Source organism: Micromonospora humidisoli, assembly GCF_016900955.1.
Taxonomy (GTDB): Bacteria; Actinomycetota; Actinomycetes; order Mycobacteriales; family Micromonosporaceae; genus Micromonospora; species Micromonospora wenchangensis.
On the sequence record NZ_JAFEUO010000010.1, the window covers coordinates 41296 to 65356 of the forward strand.

At 72.1% G+C, this 24061-nt stretch carries 23 protein-coding genes and 1 riboswitch; of the genes, 15 read left to right on the top strand and 8 right to left on the bottom strand.

The features are described from left to right. Positions 1 to 77: 77 nt before the first annotated feature. From JQN84_RS28575 to JQN84_RS28620, 10 genes are all read left to right on the top strand, one after another. Positions 78 to 806, top strand: a complete 729-nt coding sequence (locus tag JQN84_RS28575; protein ID WP_204961674.1) for an LmeA family phospholipid-binding protein — start codon at positions 78 to 80, stop codon at positions 804 to 806. Between the two features lie 119 nt (positions 807 to 925). Continuing rightward, on the top strand, positions 926 to 2500 hold the full coding sequence (locus tag JQN84_RS28580) for an amidohydrolase family protein (protein ID WP_204961675.1): 1575 nt from the start codon (positions 926 to 928) through the stop codon (positions 2498 to 2500). A 120-nt stretch (positions 2501 to 2620) separates the two neighbouring features. Beyond that, entirely contained in the window at positions 2621 to 2947 is a 327-nt protein-coding gene (locus JQN84_RS28585; RefSeq protein ID WP_204961676.1) for a PadR family transcriptional regulator, read from the top strand. Further along, positions 2944 to 3300 carry a DUF1048 domain-containing protein gene (locus tag JQN84_RS28590; protein WP_204961677.1) on the top strand — a complete coding sequence of 119 codons (357 nt, stop codon included), beginning with the start codon at positions 2944 to 2946 and terminating at the stop codon, positions 3298 to 3300. The genes JQN84_RS28585 and JQN84_RS28590 overlap by 4 nt, the downstream gene beginning before the upstream one ends. 1 nt (position 3301) lies before the next feature. Next, positions 3302 to 3607, top strand: coding sequence for a DUF1048 domain-containing protein (locus tag JQN84_RS28595; protein WP_204961678.1), 306 nt, complete (start codon positions 3302 to 3304; stop codon positions 3605 to 3607). 8 nt (positions 3608 to 3615) lie between these two features. After that, complete coding sequence (locus JQN84_RS28600) at positions 3616 to 3807, top strand: hypothetical protein (protein ID WP_204961679.1); 192 nt, start codon at positions 3616 to 3618, stop codon at positions 3805 to 3807. Between the two features lie 264 nt (positions 3808 to 4071). After that, entirely contained in the window at positions 4072 to 4161 is a 90-nt protein-coding gene (gene kdpF, locus JQN84_RS28605; RefSeq protein WP_074475088.1) for a K(+)-transporting ATPase subunit F, read from the top strand. Next, a complete protein-coding gene (gene kdpA, locus JQN84_RS28610) occupies positions 4161 to 5816 on the top strand; it encodes a potassium-transporting ATPase subunit KdpA (RefSeq protein ID WP_204961680.1) in 1656 nt (551 codons plus the stop codon). Before kdpF ends, kdpA begins: the two co-directional genes overlap by 1 nt. A gap of 20 nt (positions 5817 to 5836) precedes the next feature. Then, positions 5837 to 8029 (top strand): potassium-transporting ATPase subunit KdpB, encoded by a 2193-nt coding sequence (kdpB, locus tag JQN84_RS28615; RefSeq protein WP_204961681.1) that lies wholly within the window; start codon positions 5837 to 5839, stop codon positions 8027 to 8029. Between the two features lies 1 nt (position 8030). Then, a complete protein-coding gene (locus tag JQN84_RS28620; protein WP_204961682.1) occupies positions 8031 to 8912 on the top strand; it encodes a potassium-transporting ATPase subunit C in 882 nt (293 codons plus the stop codon). Positions 8913 to 9096: 184 nt separating this feature from the next. Here the strand turns inward: JQN84_RS28620 and JQN84_RS28625 are convergent, their stop codons facing one another. After that, entirely contained in the window at positions 9097 to 9684 is a 588-nt protein-coding gene (locus JQN84_RS28625; protein WP_204961683.1) for a TetR/AcrR family transcriptional regulator, read from the bottom strand. 81 nt (positions 9685 to 9765) lie between these two features. Here JQN84_RS28625 and JQN84_RS28630 point away from each other — a divergent pair, with 81 nt between their 5' ends. From JQN84_RS28630 to JQN84_RS28640, 3 genes are all read left to right on the top strand, one after another. Continuing rightward, a complete protein-coding gene (locus tag JQN84_RS28630) occupies positions 9766 to 10659 on the top strand; it encodes an SDR family oxidoreductase (RefSeq protein ID WP_204961684.1) in 894 nt (297 codons plus the stop codon). 18 nt (positions 10660 to 10677) lie between these two features. Next, positions 10678 to 10876, top strand: a riboswitch (cobalamin riboswitch). Positions 10877 to 10913: 37 nt separating this feature from the next. After that, a complete protein-coding gene (bluB, locus tag JQN84_RS28635; RefSeq protein WP_204961691.1) occupies positions 10914 to 11546 on the top strand; it encodes a 5,6-dimethylbenzimidazole synthase in 633 nt (210 codons plus the stop codon). Positions 11547 to 11631: 85 nt separating this feature from the next. Next, on the top strand, positions 11632 to 11976 hold the full coding sequence (locus JQN84_RS28640) for a hypothetical protein (RefSeq protein WP_088645963.1): 345 nt from the start codon (positions 11632 to 11634) through the stop codon (positions 11974 to 11976). 315 nt (positions 11977 to 12291) lie between these two features. Here JQN84_RS28640 and JQN84_RS28645 read toward each other — a convergent pair whose 3' ends face one another. Beyond that, on the bottom strand, positions 12292 to 14325 hold the full coding sequence (locus JQN84_RS28645; RefSeq protein WP_204961693.1) for a tetratricopeptide repeat protein: 2034 nt from the start codon (positions 14323 to 14325) through the stop codon (positions 12292 to 12294). A gap of 526 nt (positions 14326 to 14851) precedes the next feature. After that, a complete protein-coding gene (locus tag JQN84_RS28650; protein ID WP_239486379.1) occupies positions 14852 to 15451 on the bottom strand; it encodes a TetR/AcrR family transcriptional regulator in 600 nt (199 codons plus the stop codon). Positions 15452 to 15553: 102 nt separating this feature from the next. Between JQN84_RS28650 and JQN84_RS28655 the strand changes: the two genes are divergently transcribed. Next, entirely contained in the window at positions 15554 to 16624 is a 1071-nt protein-coding gene (locus JQN84_RS28655; protein ID WP_204961697.1) for a saccharopine dehydrogenase family protein, read from the top strand. Between the two features lie 327 nt (positions 16625 to 16951). Here the strand turns inward: JQN84_RS28655 and JQN84_RS28660 are convergent, their stop codons facing one another. Together JQN84_RS28660 and JQN84_RS28665 are read right to left on the bottom strand one after the other, a co-directional pair. Beyond that, positions 16952 to 18820 carry a sensor histidine kinase gene (locus JQN84_RS28660; RefSeq protein WP_204961699.1) on the bottom strand — a complete coding sequence of 623 codons (1869 nt, stop codon included), beginning with the start codon at positions 18818 to 18820 and terminating at the stop codon, positions 16952 to 16954. Next, positions 18813 to 19502 (bottom strand): response regulator transcription factor, encoded by a 690-nt coding sequence (locus JQN84_RS28665; RefSeq protein ID WP_204961701.1) that lies wholly within the window; start codon positions 19500 to 19502, stop codon positions 18813 to 18815. The genes JQN84_RS28660 and JQN84_RS28665 overlap by 8 nt, the downstream gene beginning before the upstream one ends. A gap of 136 nt (positions 19503 to 19638) precedes the next feature. Here JQN84_RS28665 and JQN84_RS28670 point away from each other — a divergent pair, with 136 nt between their 5' ends. Further along, positions 19639 to 20940: an alpha/beta hydrolase gene (locus JQN84_RS28670; RefSeq protein ID WP_204961703.1), complete on the top strand. Its 1302-nt coding sequence runs from the start codon at positions 19639 to 19641 to the stop codon at positions 20938 to 20940. Positions 20941 to 21066: 126 nt separating this feature from the next. On the opposite strand, the gene JQN84_RS28675 is transcribed toward JQN84_RS28670, so the two are convergent. Genes JQN84_RS28675 through JQN84_RS28685 form a run of 3 tightly spaced genes read right to left on the bottom strand, consistent with a single transcriptional unit; the run spans position 21067 to position 23979 of the window. Then, positions 21067 to 21891, bottom strand: a complete 825-nt coding sequence (locus JQN84_RS28675) for an ABC transporter ATP-binding protein (protein ID WP_204961705.1) — start codon at positions 21889 to 21891, stop codon at positions 21067 to 21069. 43 nt (positions 21892 to 21934) lie between these two features. Beyond that, positions 21935 to 22957, bottom strand: coding sequence for a FecCD family ABC transporter permease (locus JQN84_RS28680; protein WP_204961707.1), 1023 nt, complete (start codon positions 22955 to 22957; stop codon positions 21935 to 21937). Continuing rightward, positions 22954 to 23979 carry a FecCD family ABC transporter permease gene (locus JQN84_RS28685; protein WP_204961708.1) on the bottom strand — a complete coding sequence of 342 codons (1026 nt, stop codon included), beginning with the start codon at positions 23977 to 23979 and terminating at the stop codon, positions 22954 to 22956. Before JQN84_RS28685 ends, JQN84_RS28680 begins: the two co-directional genes overlap by 4 nt. Positions 23980 to 24061: the final 82 nt, after the last annotated feature.

A 24061-nucleotide genomic window follows, 5' to 3' on the forward strand; every position in this document is an offset into this window, starting at 1 on the left:
GCACCGCCATGCTCCAGCGTGCCGGCCGGCCTGGTCCGGCGGGGGCCACAGTCCTGACTCACCTGGAGGTATCGGCCGTGCACAGAAAATGGATCATCGCGGGAGCACCGGTCGTGCTGGTGCTGGGCATCGGGTTCACCGCCGACCGGGTCGTCGCCGGCGACGCATCCGACCGTCTCGCCGCCCGGCTGCAATGCGCCGCCGGGCTCAGTGAGCCGCCCGAGGCCGACTTCGGGGGCGGCCCGTTCCTGATCCAACTGGCTCGCGGGACCTTCCGCACCGTCCACGTCCGGGTGCCGCAGGTGACGGTGGGCCGGTTCTCCGCGGCGGTGGAGGCGACCGCGCACGACGTGCGGCTGCCCGGCTCCGGGGGGATCAGCGCCGGGTCGGTCGTCGCCGACGTCACCCTGCCGTACGCCCAGCTCGGCACGGCCGCCGCCGCCCACGGCTCCCCGGGCCCGACGAGCCCGGCCGGCTACGGCGCGGACGACGCCGGACGTCTCACCGTGCAGATGCAGATCCAGTTGCTCGGGCGCTCCCAGCAGGTGACGGTGTACGCCGATCCCGAGATCGTCGACGGGGTCCTGCGCATCGAGCCCGAGGAGGTGGAGATCCCGTTCCTGGGCGTCCGGCTGCCGGCCAGCCGTCTCGGCGACAGGGCCCAGTCGCGTACGGTCGATCTGCCGACGCTGCCCGCCGGCCTCGTCTACCGGGGGGCCGCCGCGACCGCCGACGGGCTCCGACTGACGATCACCGGGAACGACGTCCGTCCGGCCGGGAGCGGCTCCGGGACGGCGTGCCGGTGAACCTCTCCCGGGATGCGGGTGTCCCGTCGCCTGGTGGCTGCGGCGGGACCCGAGAGTCGCAGCAGCGGCCAGGCGGTGAGGGCCTGGACGCTGACCCGGGTGTCGCCGGTGGTCCGGGCATGTCCGACGACTCAGCGAAGCCGCGCCGTACCCGTCGTCGCTTCCTCGCCATGGGTGGGGGCGTCATCGTGGCCGCCGCGGTAGGTGTTCCGGCGACCCGGGCGCTCACCAGGAGGGAGCCCGACCGGGTCGTGTTCCCGACGGCGTCGCCGATCCGGATCGACAACGTCACGGTGATCGATCCGGTCGACGGTTCCCGGCGTCCACACCGGTCGGTGCTGGTGCGCGACGGCCGTATCACCGCCGTGACCGGCTCCGCGGCGGCCACCGCCGGGGACGTGCGCGTCGTCGATGGCGGCGGCCGCTTCGCCGTCCCGGGCTACAACAACATGCACGTCCACACGTTGCAGGGCGGCGACGCCCGGGGCTACCTCGCGACGATGCTGGCCGAGGGCGTCACCGGCATACGCCAGATGGCCGCCTCGGAGGAGCTGTTGCGCTACCGGGCGCAGCGCCGGCTGCCGCTGACCGAGTACGCCCCCGCCCTGCTCGCCATGCCGGGAGCACTGCTGTCGCCGTTCAACGCCGGATCCGCCGACGACGCCCGGGCCGAGGTCGAGCGACAGAGGAAGCAGGGTGCCGACTTCATCAAGATCGTCGTGTACGACCGCGAGCCCTTCCTCGCGGCGCTCGAACAGGCGCGGGAGGAGGGCCTCCCGACGGCCGGGCATCTGCCGCCCGACGTGAGCGTGACCGAGGCGTCCCGGCTCGGCTACCACTCGGTCGAGCACTTCGGCACCGGCAGCAACATCTGGATCACCTGCTCCACGGAACGCGACACGTTGTGGGGCCGGGAGAGGCCGGCGCTGCCCGTACCGCAATGGGCGCTGGGCCTGCCACTTGCCGACGACGTCCTGGCCGGCCAGCAGAACAGGCGGCTCATCAATCCGGCCGCCTTCGCCAAGGAGGAAGCCGTAGCCCTGCTGGGGCAGGCTCTCGACACCTTCGACGAGGCCAGGGCGCGGGAGCTGGCCAGCACCTTCGCGGCCAACGGCACCTGGCAGACACCCACCCTCGTACGCCTGCGTACCCAGTACCTCGCCGACGCCCCGGAATACCGGCAGGACCCCGGTTCCGCCCTGCTGTCCGCCGAGGAACGAGCCGAGCGTCAGGACGTTCTCAGGACCTTCGACGGCCTGCCGGCCACGACACGCGAGACCTACCGCAAAGCGTACGAGCTCTGTGTGCGCATGGTCGGCATCTTCCACGCGGCCAAGGTGCCCATGATGACCGGCACCGACGGTCAGGGCGCCACCCCGGGCCAGACGATGCGCCTGGAGTTCGGCGAGTGGGCGGCCGCCGGGATCCCGCCGCTGGACATCCTGCGCGCCGCCACGACCGGTCCGGCGGCGTATCTCGGCCGGTCTGACCGGATGGGCCGGATCGCGGCCGGGATGGACGCCGACTTCCTGCTGCTGGACGCCGACCCGCTCGCCGATGCCGCGAACCTGTCCTCGATCTCGGCCGTGATCCGCGCCGGCCACCACCTCACCCGCGACCAGATCCGGGCCGTCGCCGCTCAGGCCGCCTCCGGCGACCACGCCGCAGGGCTCCGCACCGTCACCTGCTGCTGAAGCTGACTGCCGCCGCCCGTGGCGGGCGGAAATCCACCGGTGCCCGGTGGTACCGACTACCGGTATTCGGTGATACCGTGTACCAGTAGTTGGTGACACTGAATAGTGGATGGGGGCGCGGTGGAGGATCTGACCGAGATGCTGAAGGGCACGCTTGAGGGCTGCGTGCTCGAAATCATCAGCCGTGAGGAGACCTACGGCTACGCCATCACGCGCCGCCTGAACGCGCTCGGCTTCGCTGACGTCATCGACGGCACGGTGTACACCATCCTGCTGCGTCTGGAACGCGGCAAGCTCGTCCAGGTGTCGAAGCGACGGTCCGAAGTGGGTCCGCCGCGCAAGTTCTACACGCTCAACGACGCTGGGCGCAGGGAGCTCGCGACGTTCTGGGCGAAATGGCAGTACGTCTCCTCGCGGATCGACAAACTCAAGGAGGGCGGGGCATGAGCTTCTGGGAGACCATCACGGGCAGCGATCTGACCCGAGACTGGAAAGCGTTCGAGGATCGGGCGCAGGCGTTGCCGGCCGACTATCAGGCGGCGTGGGGACAGATCACGGCGGGCCTCTTCCCGTACGGGAGCTTCACGGGCCGCAACCTGACCCCTGTCGCCGATGCCGCCCTCGGGTTGCTCGAAGAGGCCGCAGCCGACGGGCAGCGCGTTGACGAGGTGCTCGGCGACGACATCCCCGGCTTCGCAGCGGCGCTGGCCGGCGGAGCGGGGGCCCGCACCTACCGCGACCGGTGGCGGGAGCAGCTGAACCGGAACGTCGCACGCAAACTGGCCCGGTTGGGAGACTGACATGAGCATTCGAGACATCGTCGAGGGCAAGAAGCAGTGGCGGGCGCACGTCGCCCGGGTCAAGGCTCTCCCGCCTGACTACCGGATCGTCTACCAGGAGATGCAGCGCTACCTGTTCAAGGTCGGGCCGACCGATCTGGTGGACGGGGGTCTGCTGCCGGGAATCGTCGACTTCTTCGAGGAGGGTGTCGCGGCCGGCAAGGGCGTTCTGGAGGTCACGGGCACCGACGTCGCCGCCTTCTGCGACGATCTGATCAAGGGCACGCGCACCTACGCCGACATCTATCAGGAGTCCCTCACCCGCTAGGCAACCGCGTGTCCGGCGACGACCTGCCGCTGCTCCGTCGCGTACCGGAACCCGCCGGCGGCACCCTCTCGGCAGCATGCCGCAGACAGCGGTTCTGCGGCATGCTGCCGGCCGAGCCGGAACGGGCCGGCAACGAGCGCGACGAGACCCACCGGGTCCACCGCACCGGCAGCGGGAAGCACGTGGTCCACCGTGAGTAGCCCGCGAAGCATGTGAGCCGTTTCATCTGATCAGCGTGCGGTGTTAAAGGCGCGTCAAGAAACGCCCGGACGGCGTGATGGTTGCGTTAACGACCCTGTTCGTCGCACGTCGGAGGCGTTGTGATTGCCCGGCGCGACCGGATGGCGGTCGTGACGATCTCATTGCCGGTCAGAGGAGTCAGCGGTGTCTGACGTGCTGTTCGTGGTGTTGACGGTGGGGCTGTTCGCAGCGCTCGCCCTCGTGGTGAGGGGTGTGGAGAAGCTGTGAGCGCCGTCAACGCCGTCGGTTTGGTGCTGGCGATCGGGCTGGCCGTGTTCCTGGTGGTCGCCCTGCTGTTCCCGGAGCGGTTCTGATGACCACGACGACAGCGGGCGTCGTCTTCGCCCTGTCCCTGGTCGCGGGCCTCGTCGCGGTCTACAGGCCGTTCGGCGACTACATGTTCCGGGTGGTGTCCGGCACCAGGCAGTCCCGCCTGGAGCGGGGCGTGTACCGCCTGGTCGGGGTCAACCCGGCCGCCGAGCAGTCGTGGGGCGTGTACGCCCGCAGCGTGCTGGCGTTCTCGGCGGTCTCGATCCTGTTCCTCTATCTGTTCCAGCGGGTGCAGGACAGGCTGTGGCTGTCGCTGGGCTTCGATCCGGTGGTGCCGCACGGCGCGTGGAACACCGCGGTGTCGTTCGTGACCAACACGAACTGGCAGTGGTACTCGGGTGAGTCGACCATGGGCCACCTGGTGCAGATGGCCGGCCTGGCGGTGCAGAACTTCGTCTCCGCCGCGGTCGGCGTCGCCGTCGCGGTGGCGCTGGTGCGGGGCTTCGCCCGCAGCCGCACCGGCGAGCTGGGCAACTTCTGGGTCGACCTGACCCGGATCGTGCTGCGGATCCTGCTGCCGATCGCGGGGCTCGGCGCACTCGCCCTGATGGTCGGCGGCGTGGTGCAGAACCTGTCGGCCGGCACCGACGTGACCACCCTGACCGGCGGCAGCCAGACGATCACCGGCGGGCCGGTGGCCAGCCAGGAGGTCATCAAGGAGCTGGGTACCAACGGTGGTGGCTTCTACAACGTCAACAGCGCCCACCCGTTCGAGAACCCCACCCCGTGGACCAACTGGCTGGAGATCTTCCTGATCCTGCTGATCCCGTTCAGCCTGCCCCGGGTCTTCGGCCGGATGGTCGGCCAGAACCGGCAGGGTTACGCGGTCGCCGCCGTGATGGGCATCCTGGCTGTCGCCAGCGTCGCCCTGACCAACGTGTTCGAACTCGGCGGGCACGGCACGGTGCCGCAGGCGGTCGGCGCGGCCCTCGAAGGCAAGGAGGTCCGGTTCGACGTGTCGAACTCGGCCACCTTCGCCGCCGCCACCACGCTCACCTCGACCGGCGCGGTCAATTCGTTCCACGACTCGTACACGGCGCTGGGCGGCGGGATGCTGCTGGGCAACATGATGCTCGGCGAGGTCGCCCCCGGCGGTGTCGGCGCTGGCCTCTACGGCCTGCTGATCCTTGCGGTGATCACCGTGTTCGTCGCCGGCCTGATGGTCGGTCGTACCCCCGAGTACCTGGGCAAGAAGATCGGCTCAAGGGAGATCAAGTTCGCCTCGATGTACTTCCTGGTCACCCCCGTGCTGGTGCTGGCCGGGACGGCGGCGGCCTTCGCGACGGGTAACAACTCCACAGCCCTCAACGTCGGCCCGCACGGCCTGTCCGAGGTGCTCTACGCGTTCACCTCGGCGAGCAACAACAACGGCTCCGCGTTCGCCGGCATCACGGTCAGCACACCGTGGTGGAACACCGCGCTGGGCCTGTGCATGCTGCTCGGCCGGTTCCTGCCGATCATCTTCGTGCTCGCGCTGGCCGGCTCGCTGGCCCGCCAGAAGCCGACTCCCGCGTCCGAGGGCACCCTGCCGACCCACAAGCCGCTCTTCGTCGGGATGGTCGTCGGCGTCACGGTGGTCCTCGTCGCGCTCACCTTCCTGCCCGCGCTCGCGCTCGGCCCGCTGGCCGAAGGGCTGTGACCACCATGAGAGAGAAGGACATGACCACGTCCACGTCGGCACCGCACGGCACCGCCGACGCGGCCACCGCCGGTACACCCGCCACCCAGGGCAACCGGGTCGGAGGCGGTCTGCTCGATCCGAAGCAGCTGCTCCGGTCCCTGCCCGACGCGCTGCGCAAACTCGACCCGCACACGTTGTGGCGCAACCCGGTGATGCTGATCGTGGAGATCGGCGCGCTGTTCACCACGGTGCTCGCCGCCGCCGACCCGTCGGTGTTCGCGATCGCGATCGCGATCTGGCTCTGGCTGACCGTGCTCTTCGCCAACCTCGCCGAGGCGGTCGCGGAGGGCCGGGGCAAGGCGCAGGCAGCCACGCTGCGGCAGGCGAAGAAGGACACCATCGCGACCCGGCTGGTCGGCTGGACGCCGGGGGCCGCCGCGAACACCTACACCGACGAGGCTGTGCCGGCACCGGAGCTCAGGCAGGGCGACGTCGTGCTGGTCGAGGCCGGCAACATCATCCCCGGCGACGGTGACGTGGTCGAGGGCATCGCCAGCGTCGACGAGTCGGCGATCACGGGGGAGTCCGCCCCGGTGATCCGGGAGTCCGGCGGCGACCGTAGCGCGGTCACCGGGGGGACCAAGGTCCTCTCCGACCGGATCGTCGTGAAGATCACGCAGAAGCCTGGCGAGAGTTTCATCGACCGGATGATCGCCCTTGTGGAGGGCGCCAACCGGCAGAAGACGCCGAACGAGATCGCGCTCAACATCCTGTTGGCCGCGCTGACGATCATTTTCCTGCTGGCCGTGGTAACCCTGCAACCGCTCGCCATCTTCGCCAAGGGCTACCAGGCCGCCGCGCCGGACTCCGGGGCGATCACCGACTCCGGGGTCACCGGCGTGGTGCTGGTCTCGCTGCTGGTCTGCCTGATCCCGACCACCATCGGCGCGCTGCTCTCGGCGATCGGCATCGCCGGTATGGACCGCCTCGTCCAGCGCAACGTGCTGGCGATGAGCGGTCGGGCGGTCGAGGCGGCCGGCGACGTCAACACGCTGCTGCTGGACAAGACCGGCACGATCACTCTCGGCAACCGGCAGGCCGCCGAGTTCCTGCCGGTGGACGGCGTGGACGCGGCCACCGTCGCGGACGCGGCCCAACTCTCCAGCCTGGCCGACGAGACGCCCGAGGGGCGCTCCGTGGTGGTACTGGCCAAGAACGGGTACGGGCTGCGCGAGCGCGAACCCGGCCTCATTCCGCACGCCACCTTCGTGCCGTTCACCGCGCAGACCCGGATGAGCGGCGTCGACCTCACCGCCGACGCCGGTCAGGACCCGGCGCGCCGGGTCCGCAAGGGCGCCGCCGCCGCCGTGATGAAGTGGGTACGCGAGAACGGCGGCCACCCCACCGAGCAGGTCGGGCAGATCGTCGACGAGATCAGTGGCATCGGCGGCACCCCCCTCGTCGTGGCCGAGCACGTCGACGGGGAACCGGCCCGCGCCCTCGGGGTGATCCATCTCAAGGACGTGGTCAAGGCCGGCATGCGCGAGCGCTTCGACGAGATGCGCCGGATGGGCATCCGGACCGTGATGATCACCGGCGACAACCCGCGTACCGCGAAGGCCATCGCGGACGAGGCCGGCGTGGACGACTTCCTCGCCGAGGCCACGCCGGAGGACAAGCTCGCGCTGATCAAGAAGGAGCAGGAGGGCGGCCGGCTGGTCGCGATGACCGGCGACGGCACCAACGACGCCCCCGCCCTGGCCCAGGCCGACGTCGGCGTGGCGATGAACACCGGCACGTCGGCGGCGAAGGAGGCCGGCAACATGGTCGACCTGGACTCCGATCCGACGAAGCTGATCGAGATCGTCGAGATCGGCAAGCAGTTGCTGATCACCCGGGGCGCGTTGACCACGTTCAGCATCGCCAACGACATCGCGAAGTACTTCGCGATCATCCCGGCCATGTTCGCCGGCATCTACCCGAGCCTGGACACGCTGAACGTCATGCGGCTGGCCAGCCCGGAGTCGGCGATCCTGTCGGCGGTCATCTTCAACGCCCTGGTGATCATCGCACTGATCCCGCTGGCCCTGCGCGGTGTGCGCTACCGCCCGGCCAGCGCCTCGAAGCTGCTCAGCCGCAACCTGTTGCGCTACGGCCTCGGCGGCATCGTGGTGCCGTTCGTCGGCATCAAGCTCATCGACCTGCTCATCCAGTTCGTCCCGGGGATCTGACATGCGACTTCCCAGTTGGCTCACCCAACACCTGGCCGCCCTGCGCGCCGTACTCGTCTTCACCGTGCTGCTCGGCTTGGCCTATCCGCTCGCCCTGGTCGCGGCCGGGCAGCTTCCCGGCCTGTCCGGCACGGCGGACGGCTCCCTGATCACCGTGGACGGCAAGACCGTCGGCAGCTCGCTGATCGGGCAGTCGTTCACCGACGGGGACGGCAACCCCGTCCCGCGCTATTTCCAGTCTCGCCCGTCCGCCGCCGGCGACGGCTACGACCCGACCTCCACGGCGGCCGGCAACCTTGGCCCGGAAAGCGTCGTCGACACCCTCTCGACCGACCCGGAGGCAGCCTCCGAGAGCCTGCTCACCCAGGTCTGCACCCGCTCCAGGGCGGTGGGTGCACTGGACGGGGTGGACGGACGACGCCCGTACTGCACACCGGACGGGGTCGGCGCGGTGCTTGCCGTGTTCCGCGCCGACGGGCTCACCGGCCCGGTCATCCGCGTGGTCAGCGTCAACCAGGTCGCCCCGGCCACGCCGTTCGTCAGCTCCTGGCAGGGCGTGCCTGTCGAACTGGCCAGGCCGGACGAGGACTACGTGGCCGCCGGCGGGCTGATCGTGCCGGTGCGGGGTGACGCTCCGGCGACACCCGCGGTGCCGGCCGACGCCGTCACCGCCAGCGGCAGCGGCCTCGACCCGCACATCTCCCCGGCGTACGCCCAGATCCAGGTGGCCCGGGTCGCGCGCGAGCGCGCCGCGGACCCCGCAGCGGTCCGGGCACTGGTGGCGAAGCACACCACCGGCCGGTCGCTCGGCTTCATGGGCGAGCCCGGCGTGAACGTACTGGAACTCAACCTGGCCCTCGACGAGAGGTTTCCCGCCCGCTGACGGACGACGTCGGGCAGGGCCGGCTCCCGGGTCGGCCCTGCCCGGACCTACCCACGGGCCACCGGCCGGCTCGTCGGCCCCGTGTCGTCCCCGGCCCGCCGACCACGTCAGCCTGCCAGACCCGGTGCTGCCGAGCCCACGTGCCGACCGGTCCCCACCGGCCGTCGAGTCCGCTGCCCGCCGGTCAGGTGTGCCGGTTCCTGACGGCGACCATGTCGACGAGGGTGTCGGTGAGCTCTTCGGCGCTGACGCCTCCCCACTTCGGGTCGGCGAGCTGGCCACTGGCCTGTAGGCCGGCGATCCCGTTGGCGCTGCTGATGAGCAGGGCCGCGTACCGGCGGGCGTCCTGCTCGCCCACCAGTTCGGCGACGACGGCCAGGAACTCGGTCTGGCTTCGCTGGGCGGCCCGGGCGAGTGCGCTGGGGTCGCCGGGCGGGTTGCTGAACATGAGCTTGTAGAGGTGCGGTTGACGGCGGCCGACGTCGACGAGTGCGAGGAGGCCGCCGCGGAGCTTTTCGGCGGCCGACAGGCCAGGTGTCGCGCGAAGGGTCTGCATGCGATCCCCGAGCGTGTCCCAGGCCCGGGTCCCGACGGCGATCAGCAGGCTTTCCTTGTCGGGGAAGTGCCGGTAGGGCGCTCCGCGCGTCACTCCGGCGCGTGCTCCCACCGCGCGCAACGTCACCGCGTCGAGGCCACCGGAGTCGAGCAGCTCGGCGGCCGCTTCGAGCAGGGCGCGGCGGGTTGCGGCGGCTGATTCGGCGCGGCTGGTCACGCGGACGATGCTAGTCCGCCGGTGATGACTAAGTCACTTCACTCGGTTGACGTTGTCATCTGATTGGTGCAGACTTGAGAGATGACAACGTCAACTGAAAGTCGGGAACTCGTGGTCGTGACCGGCGCGTCGACCGGCATGGGTGCGGCCACCGCGCGGGAACTGGCCCGGCGTGGTTTCCACGTCCTCGCCGGCGTGCGGCGCGAGGGCGACGCCACGCCCCTGCGGACCGACCGCATCGAGCCGGTGATCCTCGACATCACCGACCCCGACCACGTCGCCGCGCTCGCCGCACGCGTCGGGCGGGATCCGCTGCCGCTGCGGGCGCTGGTCAACAACGCCGGCGTCCCCGGTGCCGGCCCGGTCGAGGTGGTGCCGCTGCACGAGTGGCGGCGCATCTTCGAGGTGAACCTCTTCGGTCACGTCGCGGTCACCCAGGCCCTGCTCCCCGTGCTGCTGCGCGGCAAGGGGCGCGTCGTCAACATCAGCTCCCTCAACGGCAGGGTCTCCATGGCCGGCTACGGTCCGTACGCCGCCAGCAAGTTCGCCATGGAGGCGATGAGCGACGCGCTGCGCAACGAACTGGCCCCGTACGGCGTGCGGGTGGTGGTGGTCGAACCGGGCGGCGTCAAAACCGAGATGTCCCGCGTCGGCCTCGCCGCCCTCGGCCGTCTCGACGAGACGATGACCCCGGAGCAGAACGAGCGCTACGGTGCCCTGATGCAGGCGATCCCCTCCCACGTGGCGGCGTTCACCAGGGCCGGGGTGACCTCCGCCGTCGCCGCGAAGAGGATCGCCGCGGCGGTGACCGACCGCAGGCCCCGCACCCGCTACACCATCGGCGCGACGGCTGCCCTCCTCATCCGGGCCTCCCGCGTCCTTCCCGACCGGATGCTCGACCGGATGACGACCTCCGACCTGCGCAGGCACTACCCGACCGGGAACCGTGGCCGCACCACCGCCACCCGTACGTGATCCACCGATAGCATCGGCGGCGGCATGATCGTGCGAGGTGCCCCGCAACTGCGGGGAGAATCGGGAAGCCGGTGTGAATCCGGCACGGGCCCGCCGCGGTGACCGGGGAGCGACCGTCCAGGCGCGAGGAGCGCAGCCACTGGCCGTACGGCTGGGAAGGCGGACGGGTCGGCGTTGATCCGGGAGTCCGAAGACCGGCCTCGCGTCGACCGCCCACCCGTCGGGGGTGGGCCGAGCGCAGCGGGAGCCTGCCTGTGGAACTCTACGACGCCATCCACCGCCGCCGGGACGTCCGGGCCGAGTTCACCGGGGATCCGGTGCCGGCTGACACCCTGCACCGGATCCTCGACGCCGCGCACGCCGCGCCCAGCGTCGGCCACTCGCAGCCGTGGGACTTCGTCCTGGTGCGGGACCCTGCCGTCCGTCGTCGGTTCTACCGGCACGTGCAGGCCGAGCGGGCCACGTTCGCCGCCACTCTGGACGGTGCCGCGGCCGAACGGTTCGCGCGCATCAAGATCGACGGGGTGCTGGAGTCGACGCTCTCGATCGTCGTCACCTACGACCCGCAGCGCGGGGGCCCGGCGGTGCTCGGGCGGCACGCCATCGCCGACGCCGGCCTCTACTCGGTCTGCCTGGCCATCCAGAACCTCTGGCTCGCCGCGACCGCCGAGGGGTTGGGCGTGGGGTGGGTCTCCTTCTACCGGGAGTCGTTCCTGGCCGACCTGCTGGGTGTGCCGGCCGGCATCCGGCCGGTGGCCTGGCTCTGCGTCGGGCCGGTCACCCATCTGGAGGCCGTGCCCGACCTGGAGCGGCACGGGTGGCGGCGACGCCGGCCGCTCGCCGAGGCGGTGCACCACGACCGCTGGCTGCACCGGGCGACCGACTGACCGAACAGCTAATTCGGGTACGTCGATGCAACGGTTAGGCTGACGTCGCGCTCAGTCGTTGCCTGGCTACGTTGGGAGGAGTTCCATGCGTACCACCGTCACGGCCCTGGCCACATCCGCGCTTGCCGCCCTGGGCCTCGTGGCCGCCGGGGCCACGCCGGCCCTCGCCGCCGCCCCGGCGCCCTTCTGCGAGTCCGGCGCGTCGCAGTTCTACTGCGACGGCAGCAGCACCGGCACGACGACCTGGAGCATCACCTGGTACTCCGGCAGCGTCGGCACCTTCACGACCGCCGGGCCGACCCTCTTCGCCACCTGCCCGGCCAGCAACCTCGGCCACCCGGTGCGGGCCAGCTACAGCTACGTCGACGGGGGTACCACCCAGTACAGCGGCACCACCCAGTTCATCTGCCGCAGCGGCGCCTGGCAGTAGAGCCGTCCAACGTCCGGCGTACGCGTCACCCACGCGTACGCCGGACGGGCTCGTGCTGCGGCGCAGCTACTCCGCGACCGCCGGACCCTCATGCCCGCGATGAGCACCGCACGGTGCCGGAATGGGGCCCGATGACAGCCGAGCCGGTCCGCGAGGGGAAGTACGCTCGCATCGAGCGGCCCGCCGCGACGCTGTCCAAGACCCCGCCGCTGGGCATCGACATCTTCGACCCGCCCCTGCACTGTCTGGTCCTGGCCGAGGTCGAGCCTCGCATCACCGCTCGGGCCGCGGAGGGCGTCGGACGGCGTCGGGTGGTCACCGGGCGTCGATCGCGTCCGTTCCGAGCCGGCCGGTCAGGCGCGCTCGGGTGGCCGCTGTCGCCGGGTGGTCGACGCCGAACCACCGGATCTGCTCCTGGAGCAGCCTCCGGAGTATGTCGGCGGCCTCGACGTGCCGTCCCTGGCCCTGTAGGGCGCGGCCGAGCCAGTAGCGGGGGCAGTTGTCGAGGGTCTCCGGATGTTCGGGGCCCAGCAGGCGAACACGTCTGGCGACGACCATGCGCAACACCGCCTCGGCTTCCTCGTGACGGTCGTCGAGCACGTAGCCCTCGGCGAGGGATTGGTAGGCGTCGAGGACCTCCACGTGGTCGTCGCCGAGCACCGCCCGGCGGTCCGCGATCACCCTCCGGTACTCGGCCTCGGCCTCGGCGGGTGATCCGGTACGCCATGTCGCCCAGGCGAGGCAGCACCTGGTGTGCAGCGTGTCCGGATGGTCGGTGCCCAGCAGGCGTCGACGTGCTTCGCCGACCGCGGTCAGTCCCGCTCGTGCCGATTCCCAGTCGCCGGTCTGGCCGACCGCCCAGGCGAGCTTGTGCCGCACGTCCAGCACGTTCAGCGGCGGCGGGTCCGCCTGGCTCTCCCAGGTCCGCAGCAGCGCGGCCAGCATGGCGCGGGCGGCGTCCCAGTCGCCGTTGCGGCCGGTGGCCCAGGCCAGTTCCGCTCGGAGGTTCAGGCGCGAGGGATGGTCTTCGGGCAGGGGAGTGACGCGGGCGAGCGCATGGGAAGCGAGTTGTCCGCTGGCGTCGGCCGCACCGCTCCAGGCTGCGGCTGCCACGAGCCGGGCTGCGACGTCGAGCAACGCCGCGAGGTGTTCCTCGTCGAGGTAGGCCGGACTCGTGTCGAGTAGCTGCCGGACGTGTGGGCTGACGACGGCGGCCAGTGGCCAGGTGCGACTGTCGTCGGAGCGGAGCGGATCGAGTGCCGCGACGACTGCTTCCACGGCCACCTGGTGCGGTGCGCCCACCGTCCGGCTGCGGCTGGCTTCGCTGACAAGCGGATGCAACGACGCCGTCCGTGGCCATGCTCCGTTCCGCTCCGGGCGTCCTTCGGTGATGAGGCTCAGTTGCGCCAGACCACGAAGCGCGGTGTGGAGGTGCCGCTGTCGGCCCGCTTCGTCCGTCGGGCCGCCGAGCAGCGCGTTGACCGTCTCGCAGGCGAGGAGGCCGACCGGGATCGGCAGGTTCGGCGCGTAGCAGGACAGCAGCCGGAGAAGCGGCGTCGCGTGCGGCAGGCCCCCTTCCGTGAGACTGGCCAGGGACAGCTCGAAGGTCGTTGCCGGGACCTGGCGCGGATCCGCGGGCCCGCCGGCACCCCGGTCCACGTGGAGCAGGCCGGTCGCGTCTCCGGAACCGAGTGCGCTCTCGTAGGCCGCGAGCGAGTCCCATCGGGAGAACTCCCAGGCGACGGCGCTGCCGGCGACCCTGAGCGCCAGCGGTAGGCCGCCGAGACGGTGCGCGAGACGGCGCGCCGCCGCCTCGTTACCACCGCCGGCGAGGTCCAGCAGCATCCGCGCGGCCGGTCCTTCGGCGAGTGGCCCGAGCCGGATCACCTCGGCGGTACGTCCCCACAGGTGCGCACTACCGACCCGGCTGGTGACCAGGACCAGCCCTCGTCTGCTCGGCCGGAGCCAACCGGTGCCGTCCAACGCGCCGAGCACCCGGAGTTCGTCGGCGTCGTCGATGACCAGCAGCCAGCCGCGACGCGCCCGGGACAGCAGTTCCCACCAGAGGTCCTGGGCCCGCGCGGTGCCTGCCCTCAGTTCGTCCGTGTCGGCAGGGGAGGCACCGAGGGTCTGTGCGACGTGGACGAGCCCGTCGGTGAAGGTCTCCGGCGTACGCGCCGAGATCCACCAGGCGCTGCCGCCGCGCCGGGCGGCTGCGTGTTCGTGCAGGGCCAGCGCCAGCGCGGACTTCCCGACCCCGGCGAGGCCGGCCAACACCAGAAATCGTCCTTCCGGACGGGCCAGCGCCGTCCGTAGCCGGACCAGTTCGGTCTCGCGTCCGTGCAGCACCCGGGGCGCATCACCGGTCGGAGCGGTTACCGATCGGCGAGCCGAGCTGGCCCCGCCCCCTGCCGCCTGCGTCGCACCCTGTCGCAGCGTATGCCAGACTCCGAGCACACCGGCTACCGCGGCGAGCACGCCGGTTACCGTGCCGAGCGCGGTGTTGACCGTCGCGAGGATCTTGTCATCCAGGGCGGTGGCGACGGCAACGGCGACGAGCGTGACCACGACGACCACGGCACCGCCCCGCCGGAGTCGAACCTGGCGAGAGCTGAGGGGTGCTGCCACCACCAACATTGTGGTCGGTCGGATCAAATCCGGTGTTCCCGTCTGGCACTTGCCCCAGCAGAGCGAGGCTTTCCGGGGCCTCGTCCGCCCCTGCGCTGGGAAAGTCGAGAAAGGACAATCGGGTGACTGACGACCACTCCGGGCCCGGGTCAGCCGTCGAGGTGCCGCGGCCTGACGTACGCTCGCGGCGACGCCCCGACCCGGCGGGCGGCACCACCGGACAGGGCCGATCCCGCTCGCGCCGGCCTCACCCTTCCGAAGCGACCTGACCGTTCGAGGTGGGCAGCCCTTCCAGCTCGGTCCGCAAGGTCGCGAGTGCGGCGTCGATGATGTCGCCGAGCCGGCGACCGTCGTCGGTGTCGAGCCATGCGGCGACGGACACGTACATCAGGGTTCCCGCCGTCTCGGCGAGCAGGTCGGCCCGCAGCGGATCGAGGCCGCCGGCCCGGAAGCCGTCCCGCATCACCTGGGCCAGCATCGCGCGCTTGTGCTGGTCGCGTTCGCGCAGCCCCGGGTCGGACGCCACGATGGCGCGCCGCTGCCGCAGGTCGTCCTTGCGACCTTCGAAATACGTCTCGGCGAGCGTGCGCAGGCCCGCGACGATGAACGCCAGCGGTTCGTCGGCGGGCGCCGTGGCCATGAGTTGCTTGGCGTAGGCACCGATCTCGGCCTCGTCCGCGAAGAGCACCTCGCGCTTGTCGGCGAAGTGCCGGAAGAACGTGCGCGTCGTCAGGCCGGCCCGCGCGGTGATCGCCGGCACCGTGGTCGCGGCGAAGCCCTGCTCGGCGAAGAGTTCGAGCGCCGCCTGCCGCAGCCGCTCGCGGGCATCCGGTCGCCACCTGGCCATGATCCCAGTGTAGTCGTGATGACATCGCATGTCGTCGCCGGTATGGTGATGACACGGCGTGTCGTCACTGGGGCGGATGCCGCACCAGGGCGGAGCTGTGCCATGACCGACGTATGGATCCTCGGCGGCACCGGCCGCAGCGGCCGCGCTATCGCGGCCGAACTGCGCCGACGGAACATCGAGCCGGTGCTGGTCGGCCGGGACGCCGAACGGCTCGAGGCCGCCGCCGGCGGGCTGCCGACGATGCTCGCCGGTACGGTCCGCGAGACCGTGGCCGCGATCCGCCGGGAGCAGCCGGCCGTGGTGGTCAACACCGTCGGACCGTTCATCGAGACGGCCCTGCCCCTGCTGGACGCGTGCCTCCCGACCGGCCACTACCTCGACCTCGCCAACGATCTGGCCTCGGTGTCGGCGGTCCTCGGCCGGCACGGCGAGTTGACGGCAGCGGGACGCACGGCCGTCACGGGAGCCGGCTTCGGCGTGACCGCCACCGAGAGCGTCGTGGTGAAGCTCTGCCAGGGGCAGCCGACACCCCGGCGGGTCCGGGTCGACATGGTGCCCTCGTTGGCCACCGAGGACGGCGTCGTCGGCGACGCCCTCGCCGCCACGATCGTGGAGGGCATCCCCGGGGTCGAGGACGGTGGGCGGTTCCAGGGCCGCCGGTACCGCGACGGACGACTCGCCCCGGCCCGTCTCGGCAGCGACCCGATGAAACTGGTCCTGCCCGACGGGTCCACGGTGACCACCGCCGGCATGCCGCTCGGCGAACTGATGGCCGCCCAACGGGCCAGCGGCGCAGCGGACGTGCTCGCCGCATCGAGCGAGGCCCCGTCCTCCCCGGTCATGCGCGCGGTGCTGCCCGTGGCGACCGCGCTGCTCGCGATCGGCCCGGTGCGCGCCCTCCTGCGGCGACGGCTCGCCACGGTAGCGACCAGGGCCCGCCCGAAGCCCCGCGAGCACTCCTGGGGCCACGCCGTCGTGGAATGGCCGGACGGCAGCATCCGCGAGGGCTGGCTGCGGGTCGGCGAGGCCCAGTCCTGGACGGCGACGGTGCCCGCCGAGGTGGTCCGGCGGCTGCTCGACGGGCAGGGGAAACCGGGCGCGTACACGCCGGCGGCGCTGTTCGGGTCGACCCTCGCCGAGGCGTGCGGCGGCGCGTACCAGGTGCGGTGAACCGCTGACGGGTTCCCGTGACCGGCCAGCCGCCGGCCGCGACGAGCCGCCGACTCGTGCGCGGTCCGACGAGACCGCTCGTCCCGTGTCCGGTTGCATCCGGCTTCTGTGCGGCGTCGTACTGGCACCGGAGGCGGTCGGTCGTGAGGATGGGGATGTGAGTTCACCGAAGCCCTCCGCCGGCCCCGGGTCCGAGCCGCAGCCGACCGTCACCCGGGGGCACGTCGACCGGCTCGGGATGCGGGCGGGCTGGCGGTGCTGGGAGGTCGGCGCCGGTGGCCCCGGCATTGCGCAGGCGAGTCCCCACCCGGTCACTGCGGTGCGGGGTCAGGGTCGGTCGGGGAGCGGGGCTCCGTGCGGCGGGTCGGCCTGACCGGCTGCGGCCGGAAGGCGAAGGGTGAACACCGCTCCCGTCCCGACGGTGCCGGAGACCGCCGAGGTGCCGCCGTGTGATTCGGCGATCTTGCGGACGATGGCGAGCCCGAGACCGCTGCCGCCCGTCCGCCGGTTGCGGGATTTCTCGGCCCGCCAGAACCGTTCGAAGACGAGGTCACGCTGTTCCTCCGGAATCCCCGGCCCGGTGTCGGCCACGACGATCTCGACGTACGCTGCCCGGTGTCGGGCGGAGAGCGTGACCCGGCCGTCGGCGGGCGTGTGCCGGATCGCGTTGGTGATCAAATTGCCGATGGCCTGCCGGAGCCGGATCGGATCGGCGTCGAGCGTGCCGGGTACGGCATCGACGACCAGCGTGACCCCGGCGGACTCGGCGGCGGGAGCGAAGGCGTCCGCGACCTCGCGCAGCAGCCTGGGCACCTCGACCTGTTGCCGGTGCAGTGTCAGCTCGCCCGCGTCGGCTGCGGCGAGATCCTGAAGGTCGTCGATCACGTGCTGGAGGAGCAGCGCCTCGTCCAGCAGCGAGCTGACCAGGTCCACATCGAGTTCGACCACCCCGTCCTCGGCTGCCTCCAACCAGCCGCGGATGTTCGTCACCGGCGTACGCATCTCGTGGGCGATGTCGCCGACCATGTCGCGGCGCAGTTGCTCGACCCGGCACCGCTGTTCCGCCATCTCGTTGAACGCGGTGCCGAGCCGGGCGATCTCGTCGCGTCCGGCGACCCGCACCCGGGCCGTGGTGTCGCCGTTGCGCATCCGCCCGGCCGCGGCGGTCAACGCGTGTAGTGGTCGGACCAGGCGCACCCCCACCAGCACCGTGACGCCGACCGCGACGAGCAGCACCACCCCGGCCACCCCGAAGATCCGCAACCGGTTGGCCGGGGTGAGGTCGAACGCGCCGACCGGCGCCGGGGTACCCGGGTCGGTGACGAACAGCAACACGGGTGGCGCGACGTGGCCGGCGATCTGGGTGCGTCGGGCCCCGGCGACACAACCGTCGACGTCGTCGCGTCGTTCGGTGGCGATCAGGCCGGACCCGGCCGGGGTCCACTGTCCGTCGAGGTCGGTTCGCACCGCCGGAATCCGCCGGCGGCCCAGGCAGGTGTTGACCAGGTCGTCGAGCTGGTCCAGCGCTTGTCGCTCGGTGGCGGTCGGCTCAGCCAACGCGTCGAATTCCCCGGCGCACCGCGCGTCGCCGATGACGGTGGTGCCTCGGGACACGATGCGGGGCCGGCCGCTGGGGGCGACGACGATCTCCGCGTCGGTACGGACCGGAAACAACCCTTCCGCCGCAGTCAGCGGGGCGGGGTCGAGCGGACCGTGCAGACAGTCCAGTGCCCGCACCGCCAATCTGCGCAGCGCGGTCCGTTCGGCGTCCGGTAGCTGGTACGGGCCGGTGGCCCGCGCGTCGATGCCGCCGGCTCCCGCCGTGCCCGCCAGATCGGTGTCGACGTCGAGCGGGTCGACGGTGGCAGAGGCCCGCTGCGGCAGGGCTCCCGCACCGGACGCGGCGAGCGGGGTGCGGTTGCGGTCGGTCAGGACGATCCGTCGCTCGGTGTCGGCCGCGAGGGACCGCACCAGTGGCGACACGCCCGTCCAGTCGTGGTGTGTCGCGGCGTGCCCGAGCAGGGCGTCGTAGATCCGCGCGTCGTCGGCGAGCGCCCGGCCGCGTTCCTGTTGCAGCGCCCGGGTCGTGTCGCGTACGGCGAGCCAGGCGGTCGCCGAGATCGAGAGTACGGAGATGACCACGCTCAGGGCGAGCAGCCGGACCAGGAGGCTGCCGCGTCCGCACCACTCAGCCATCGGCGAGTTTGTACCCGATGCCGTACACGGTGAGCAGCCGTGCCGGCCGTCGCGGATCCGTCTCGATCTTCCGGCGCAGGTTCATCACGTGCACGTCGACCGTGCGGGCGGTGACGTACGAGTCGAGCCCGTGCAGCCGGCGGAGCAGCTGGTCGCGGCTGAACGCCCTACCCGGCTCCGCAGCGAACGCGCTCAACAGGGCGAACTCGCCCGGGGTGCACACCACCGGGCTGCCCGCGACGGTGACCTCGTGGCGTACCGGATCAAGGAGGAGGTCGCCCACCCGCAGCACCGGCGTGACAGGCAGCGCAGGCGTGGACCGGGTTCGGCGGAGCAGGGTGCGCACCCGCGCGGCCAGTTCCCGCGGGCTGTACGGCTTCGTCAGGTAGTCGTCGGCGCCCAGGTCCAGGCCCAGCAGCAGGTCGTCCTCGGTGCTGCGGGCGGTGACCATCAGCACCGGCACGTCGGAGTCCCGACGCAGGATGCGGCACACGTCGAGGCCGTCGACGCGCGGCATCATGACGTCCAGCACCAGCAGGTCCGGCGGGCGGTGGCGGATCTCGTCCAGGGCGGCCCGGCCGTCGTGGACCACCGACACCCGGTGACCCTCGTGCTCCAGATACCGCCGGAGCAGTTCGGCCTGCTTGGGGTCGTCCTCGGCGACGAGCACGTTCGCGTTCACGGCGGCGAGTCTAGGAGGCGTCAGGACATCGAAACAGGTGGAGAACGGGACCACTACCGGATCACCACAGGTTCCTGACAAGGGTTCGCCAGGATGTGGCACGTACCAGCCCCCGGTCCCCGTGAAGGAGAAAAGGTTGTCATTGCTGAAGGGCCTGGCCGCAGTGGCCCTGGTCGCCGCCGGCCTCGTGCCCACGTCACCCGCCCAGGCGAACGACCGCACCTATCCGGTCAGGTCGCTCGACTACACCCTCGGCGACCGCGCGTTCACCGTCGCCGGTTTCCACACCGACGGCCCGGACTCGTCGACCCTGGCACCGATCGAGCTGACCGGCAACGTGCACTACCCGGCCGCCGGCAAGGGGCCGTTCCCGCTGGTGGTGCTCTCGCACGGCTACTGGTCCACCTGCGCCGACCGGGCTGCCGACGCCGAGGCGGCCCGTATCGAGAAGGAGTCGCCGGACGACTACTACGACGACCCGCGCTGGTTGGACGCCCTCCACCGGCTCTGGCAGTGGCCCTGCGCGCCCGGTGTCGCCGCACTGCCCAGCTACCGGGGCTACGACTACCTCGCCCGACAGCTCGCCGCCCAGGGAATGGTCGTCGTCTCGATCAGCGCCAACGGGATCAACGCCGGCCAGATCGGCACCGAGGCCGACAACGCCCGCGCGAAGCTCATCAACAAGCATCTCGCGCTCTGGACCGAACTGGCCCGCACCGGCCGTGGCGCCCTGGCCGGTCACTTCAACGGCCCGACCCCGGACCTCAAAGGCAGGATCGACTTCTCTCGTACGGGGACACTCGGCCACTCACGCGGCGGCCGGGCGGTGGCCTGGCACGCCGCCGACGTCCACCGCGCCGACCTTCCGGCCGGCGTACGCGTGGCCGGCGTCCTCGCCCTCGCCGCCGCCGGCTCGGGCACCGCCACCAACCCTGGTTCCCCCGATGCCAAGCTCTACCGGGTGACCTCGGCACCGCTCGCGGTCTGGGTCGGCGGCTGCGACAGCGAGCAGGGTCTCGACTATGCGAAGTTGGCGATCGGCCACACACGCGAGCCGGTCTACACCTGGCATGTCCGTGGCGCGAACCACAACTTCCTCAACACCCAGTGGTCCCCCGGCAGCGGGCAGGTCGGCGCCGTCGACGACCAGGGCTTCGGTCCGGCACCGGGCTGGTGTGGCACCCCGACGTTCCCGGACTGGGACCCGGACAGCGGCACCCCCGAACCGCCGATCGAGTGGTCACACGTGACCCGCAAGCTGACCGAGACCGAACAGCGTCAGGTCAGCGCCGGATACGTCACCGCGTTCTTCCGTGCGGTGCTCCTGGGCGACCGGCAGGCCGACGCGGTCGTCAGCGGCGGCGTCCACCCGTACGCCTCGTTCACCGTGGTCGACGCCGAGAAGATCGTCCCCCGACCCCGGCGGGGCCCGCGCTAGCGCCACACGGTGGTGAAGCCCCCGTCGGTCATGACTGGTAGGTAGTGATGTCCGGGGGCCGGGGCTTCCGCCGCCGACCGGGCGGGCTGCCGCATCGGCGGCCCGCCCTCGGCGGGGGTGGTCCGCTCATCCACCGGGCACCACCACGGGGCCGGTCGGGTGGGGGCGGGACGACTCGGGGAACACCGCGGGCGTGCCCGTCACCGGGTCGGGCACGATCCGGCAGCGCAACCCGAACACGTCGGCGACGAGGTCCGGGGTGAGCACCGTCGCCGGGCGGCCGGTCGTGACGACCTGGCCGTCGCGCAGCACCACCAGGTCGGTGGCGTAGCGGGCCGCCTGGTTGAGGTCGTGCAGGACGGCGACCACGGTCCGGCCGCCGGCGTGCAGGTCGGCGAGCAGGTCGAGGACCTCGTACTGGTGGGCGATGTCGAGGTAGGTGGTCGGTTCGTCGAGCAGCAGGACCGGGGTGTCCTGCGCCAGCAGCATGGCCAACCAGGCCCGTTGCCGCTGGCCCCCGGAGAGTTCCGCCAGCACCCGGTCGCCGAGGTCGGTGGTGCCGGTGGCGGCCAGCGCCGCGGTGACCGCCCGTTCGTCCTGCGCCGTCCAGCGGCTCAACGCCGACCGGTGCGGATGCCGCCCGCGCAGCACCAGGTCGGTGACGGTCATCCCCGCCGGTGCCTCGATGCCCTGGGGTAGCAGGCCCACGGTGCGGGCGTACTGCCGTCGGCGGTAGCCGCGCACGTCGCGGCCGGCCACGGCCACCCGGCCCGCGCTGGGCCGCAACACCCGGGCGATGGTGCGTAGCAGGGTGGACTTGCCGCACCCGTTGGGCCCGATGAAGACGGTGAAGCTGCCCTCGGCGATCCGCAGGGAGACGTCCCGGCAGACGGTCCGCCGGTCGTAGCCGACGGTGACCGAGTCCAGTTCGATCGTGGGCGGGGTGGTCATGGTTGCCTCCGGAATGGCGGTGTGGTGCGGGGCGGGCGGCGGCTCACCCGGGCCGCCCCCGCCAGGTCCAGGCCAGAACGAGAGCCAGGTAGCCACCGCCGACCACGCCGGTGACCGCGCCGACGGGCAGCTGCTGCCCGGGGACGAGCCGCTGGGCGAGCTGGTCGGCGGCGAGCAGCAGCACCGCGCCGAACACCGCGCTGGTGGTCACCAGGGGAGCGGCGACGCGGGTGAGCCGGCGGGCCAGGTGGGGGGCGGCCAGGGCGACGAAGCCGACCGGCCCGGCGCCGGCGACCCCGACGGCGGTGAGCGCGACCGCCAGGGCCGTCGCGGTGAGGCGTTGCCGGCGTACGGGTACACCGAGGCTGAGTGCCTTGTCCCCGCCGTTCTCGATGAGTCGCAGCCCCCGGGCCGCCAGCACGGCGGGTGGCAGCAGTGCGGCGAGCGCCCAGAGCAGCAGCGGCAGGTGCGTACCGCTGCCGTTGAGGCTGCCGACGAGCCACACGGCGGCGTTCTGCGCGTCGGTCACCTCGGCGCGGGTCAGCAGGTACGCATTGACGGAGGTGAGCAGGGCGGACAGGCCGATCCCGACGAGGATGAGGCGTTGCCCGGTTCCGCCGAGCAGCAGGGCCGCCCCGGCGACGGCGGCACCGCCGAGCACCGCGCCCACGGCCGGGGTGAGTCGGGTGTCGTGGAGCACCAGCAGGACGACGAGTGCGCCGGTGGCGGCGCCGACGGTGAAGCCGACGATGTCGGGGCTGCCGAGGGGGTTGCGGCTGGCGCTCTGGAAGAGTGCGCCGGCCGCGCCGAGGGCGGCTCCGACGGCGAGTGCGGTGCCGATCCGGGGCAGCCGCAGCTCGAACAGGACGAACCGCAGGCCGGGGTCGCCGCCCCCGGTCAGCACCGGCCACAGGTCGTGCGGCGGGGTGGCGTACCGGCCGCTGGCCAGGGCGACGACGGCCAGCCCGGTGCCGAGGGCCAGCGCGACGAGGCAGGCCAGGGCGGCGCGGCGGGTGTGCCGACGGCGGGTGCGGCGACCCGGGGCGCTGGTCGGGGCGGTGGTCATGGGCGGGGAATCCTCCGGGCGCGGACCAGGGCGATGAACACGGGGGCACCGATGGCGCCCATGACGATCGCGACCTCGATCTCTCCGGGGCGGGCCAGGAGCCGGCCGAGCACGTCGGCGGTGATCAGCAGGATCGGGCCGAGCAGGCAGGCGTAGGCGACGATCCACCCGAGCCGGGGGCCGCAGATCGCCCGGGCGGCGTGCGGGACGGCGAGCCCGAGGAAGCCGATCGGGCCGGCCACGGCGGTCGCGCCGCCGCAGAGCAGGGTGGTGGCGACCAGCGCGAGCAGCCGGGTGCGGCCGGGGCTGACCCCCAACGCGGTGCCGCCCTCGTCGCCGAAGCGCAACACGTCCAACGGCCGGATCACGCCGACGGTGACGAGCAGGCCGGCGAGCAGCGCCGGTGCCGCGGTGAGCAGGGCGGACGGCGGCTGGTCGGCGAGGCTGCCGACGGCCCAGAAGCGGTACCTGTCGAACGCGGTCTGGTCGATCAGGGTGACCCCGGCGACGGCCCCGGTCAGGCAGGCGCCGACGGCCGCGCCGGCCAGGACCAGCCGGCCGTCCTCGGCCCTGCCCGGCCCCCGGGTGCCGCCGATGGCGGTGACCAGGCCGGCGGCGAGGCCCGCGCCGAGCAGGGCGAGCAGCAGGTGTCCGCGTTGGCTGCTCACCCCGGCGAGGATGCCGGCGACCACGGCGGCGGCTGCTCCGGCGTTGACGCCCAGCAGCCCGGGGTCGGCGAGGGGGTTGCGGGTGAGGGCCTGCATCAGGGTGCCGGCCAGGGCCAGGGCCGCGCCGACGCAGACCGCGATCGCCGTACGGGGCAGCCGGACCTCCCAGACGATCAGGCCCGCCTCACTGTCGTTGTGGGCGACGAGTGCCCGCAGCACGGTGCCGGTCGTCAGGGGCAGTGCGCCGACGGCGAGGCTGGCGGTGATCGCGGCCAGCAGGGCGAGCGCGCAGGCGAGCAGCCCGGCGGCGAGCAGGCGGGGGCGGCGTAAGCCGGCGGGGGTGGCGACCGACACTGTGACTCACTTCATGGTGGAACGTTCCATCACTGGCTAAGGTAAACCTACCCTAAGCCACTGGGAACGTCGTTCTCGCTGC

Excerpts from the sequence above, each read along its gene's own strand:
- JQN84_RS28630 (WP_204961684.1), top strand. The coding sequence starts at position 9,766 with ATGACAACGTCAACTGAAAGTCGGGAACTCGTGGTCGTGACCGGCGCG.
- JQN84_RS28675 (WP_204961705.1), bottom strand. The coding sequence starts at position 21,891 with ATGACCACCCCGCCCACGATCGAACTGGACTCGGTCACCGTCGGCTAC.
- kdpA (WP_204961680.1), top strand. The coding sequence starts at position 4,161 with ATGACCACGACGACAGCGGGCGTCGTCTTCGCCCTGTCCCTGGTCGCG.
- JQN84_RS28650 (WP_239486379.1), bottom strand. The coding sequence starts at position 15,451 with ATGGCCAGGTGGCGACCGGATGCCCGCGAGCGGCTGCGGCAGGCGGCG.
- JQN84_RS28620 (WP_204961682.1), top strand. The coding sequence starts at position 8,031 with ATGCGACTTCCCAGTTGGCTCACCCAACACCTGGCCGCCCTGCGCGCC.
- JQN84_RS28595 (WP_204961678.1), top strand. The coding sequence starts at position 3,302 with ATGAGCATTCGAGACATCGTCGAGGGCAAGAAGCAGTGGCGGGCGCAC.
- JQN84_RS28655 (WP_204961697.1), top strand. The coding sequence starts at position 15,554 with ATGACCGACGTATGGATCCTCGGCGGCACCGGCCGCAGCGGCCGCGCT.
- JQN84_RS28680 (WP_204961707.1), bottom strand. The coding sequence starts at position 22,957 with ATGACCACCGCCCCGACCAGCGCCCCGGGTCGCCGCACCCGCCGTCGG.
- JQN84_RS28590 (WP_204961677.1), top strand. The coding sequence starts at position 2,944 with ATGAGCTTCTGGGAGACCATCACGGGCAGCGATCTGACCCGAGACTGG.
- JQN84_RS28660 (WP_204961699.1), bottom strand. The coding sequence starts at position 18,820 with ATGGCTGAGTGGTGCGGACGCGGCAGCCTCCTGGTCCGGCTGCTCGCC.
- JQN84_RS28640 (WP_088645963.1), top strand. The coding sequence starts at position 11,632 with ATGCGTACCACCGTCACGGCCCTGGCCACATCCGCGCTTGCCGCCCTG.
- JQN84_RS28580 (WP_204961675.1), top strand. The coding sequence starts at position 926 with ATGTCCGACGACTCAGCGAAGCCGCGCCGTACCCGTCGTCGCTTCCTC.
- kdpB (WP_204961681.1), top strand. The coding sequence starts at position 5,837 with ATGACCACGTCCACGTCGGCACCGCACGGCACCGCCGACGCGGCCACC.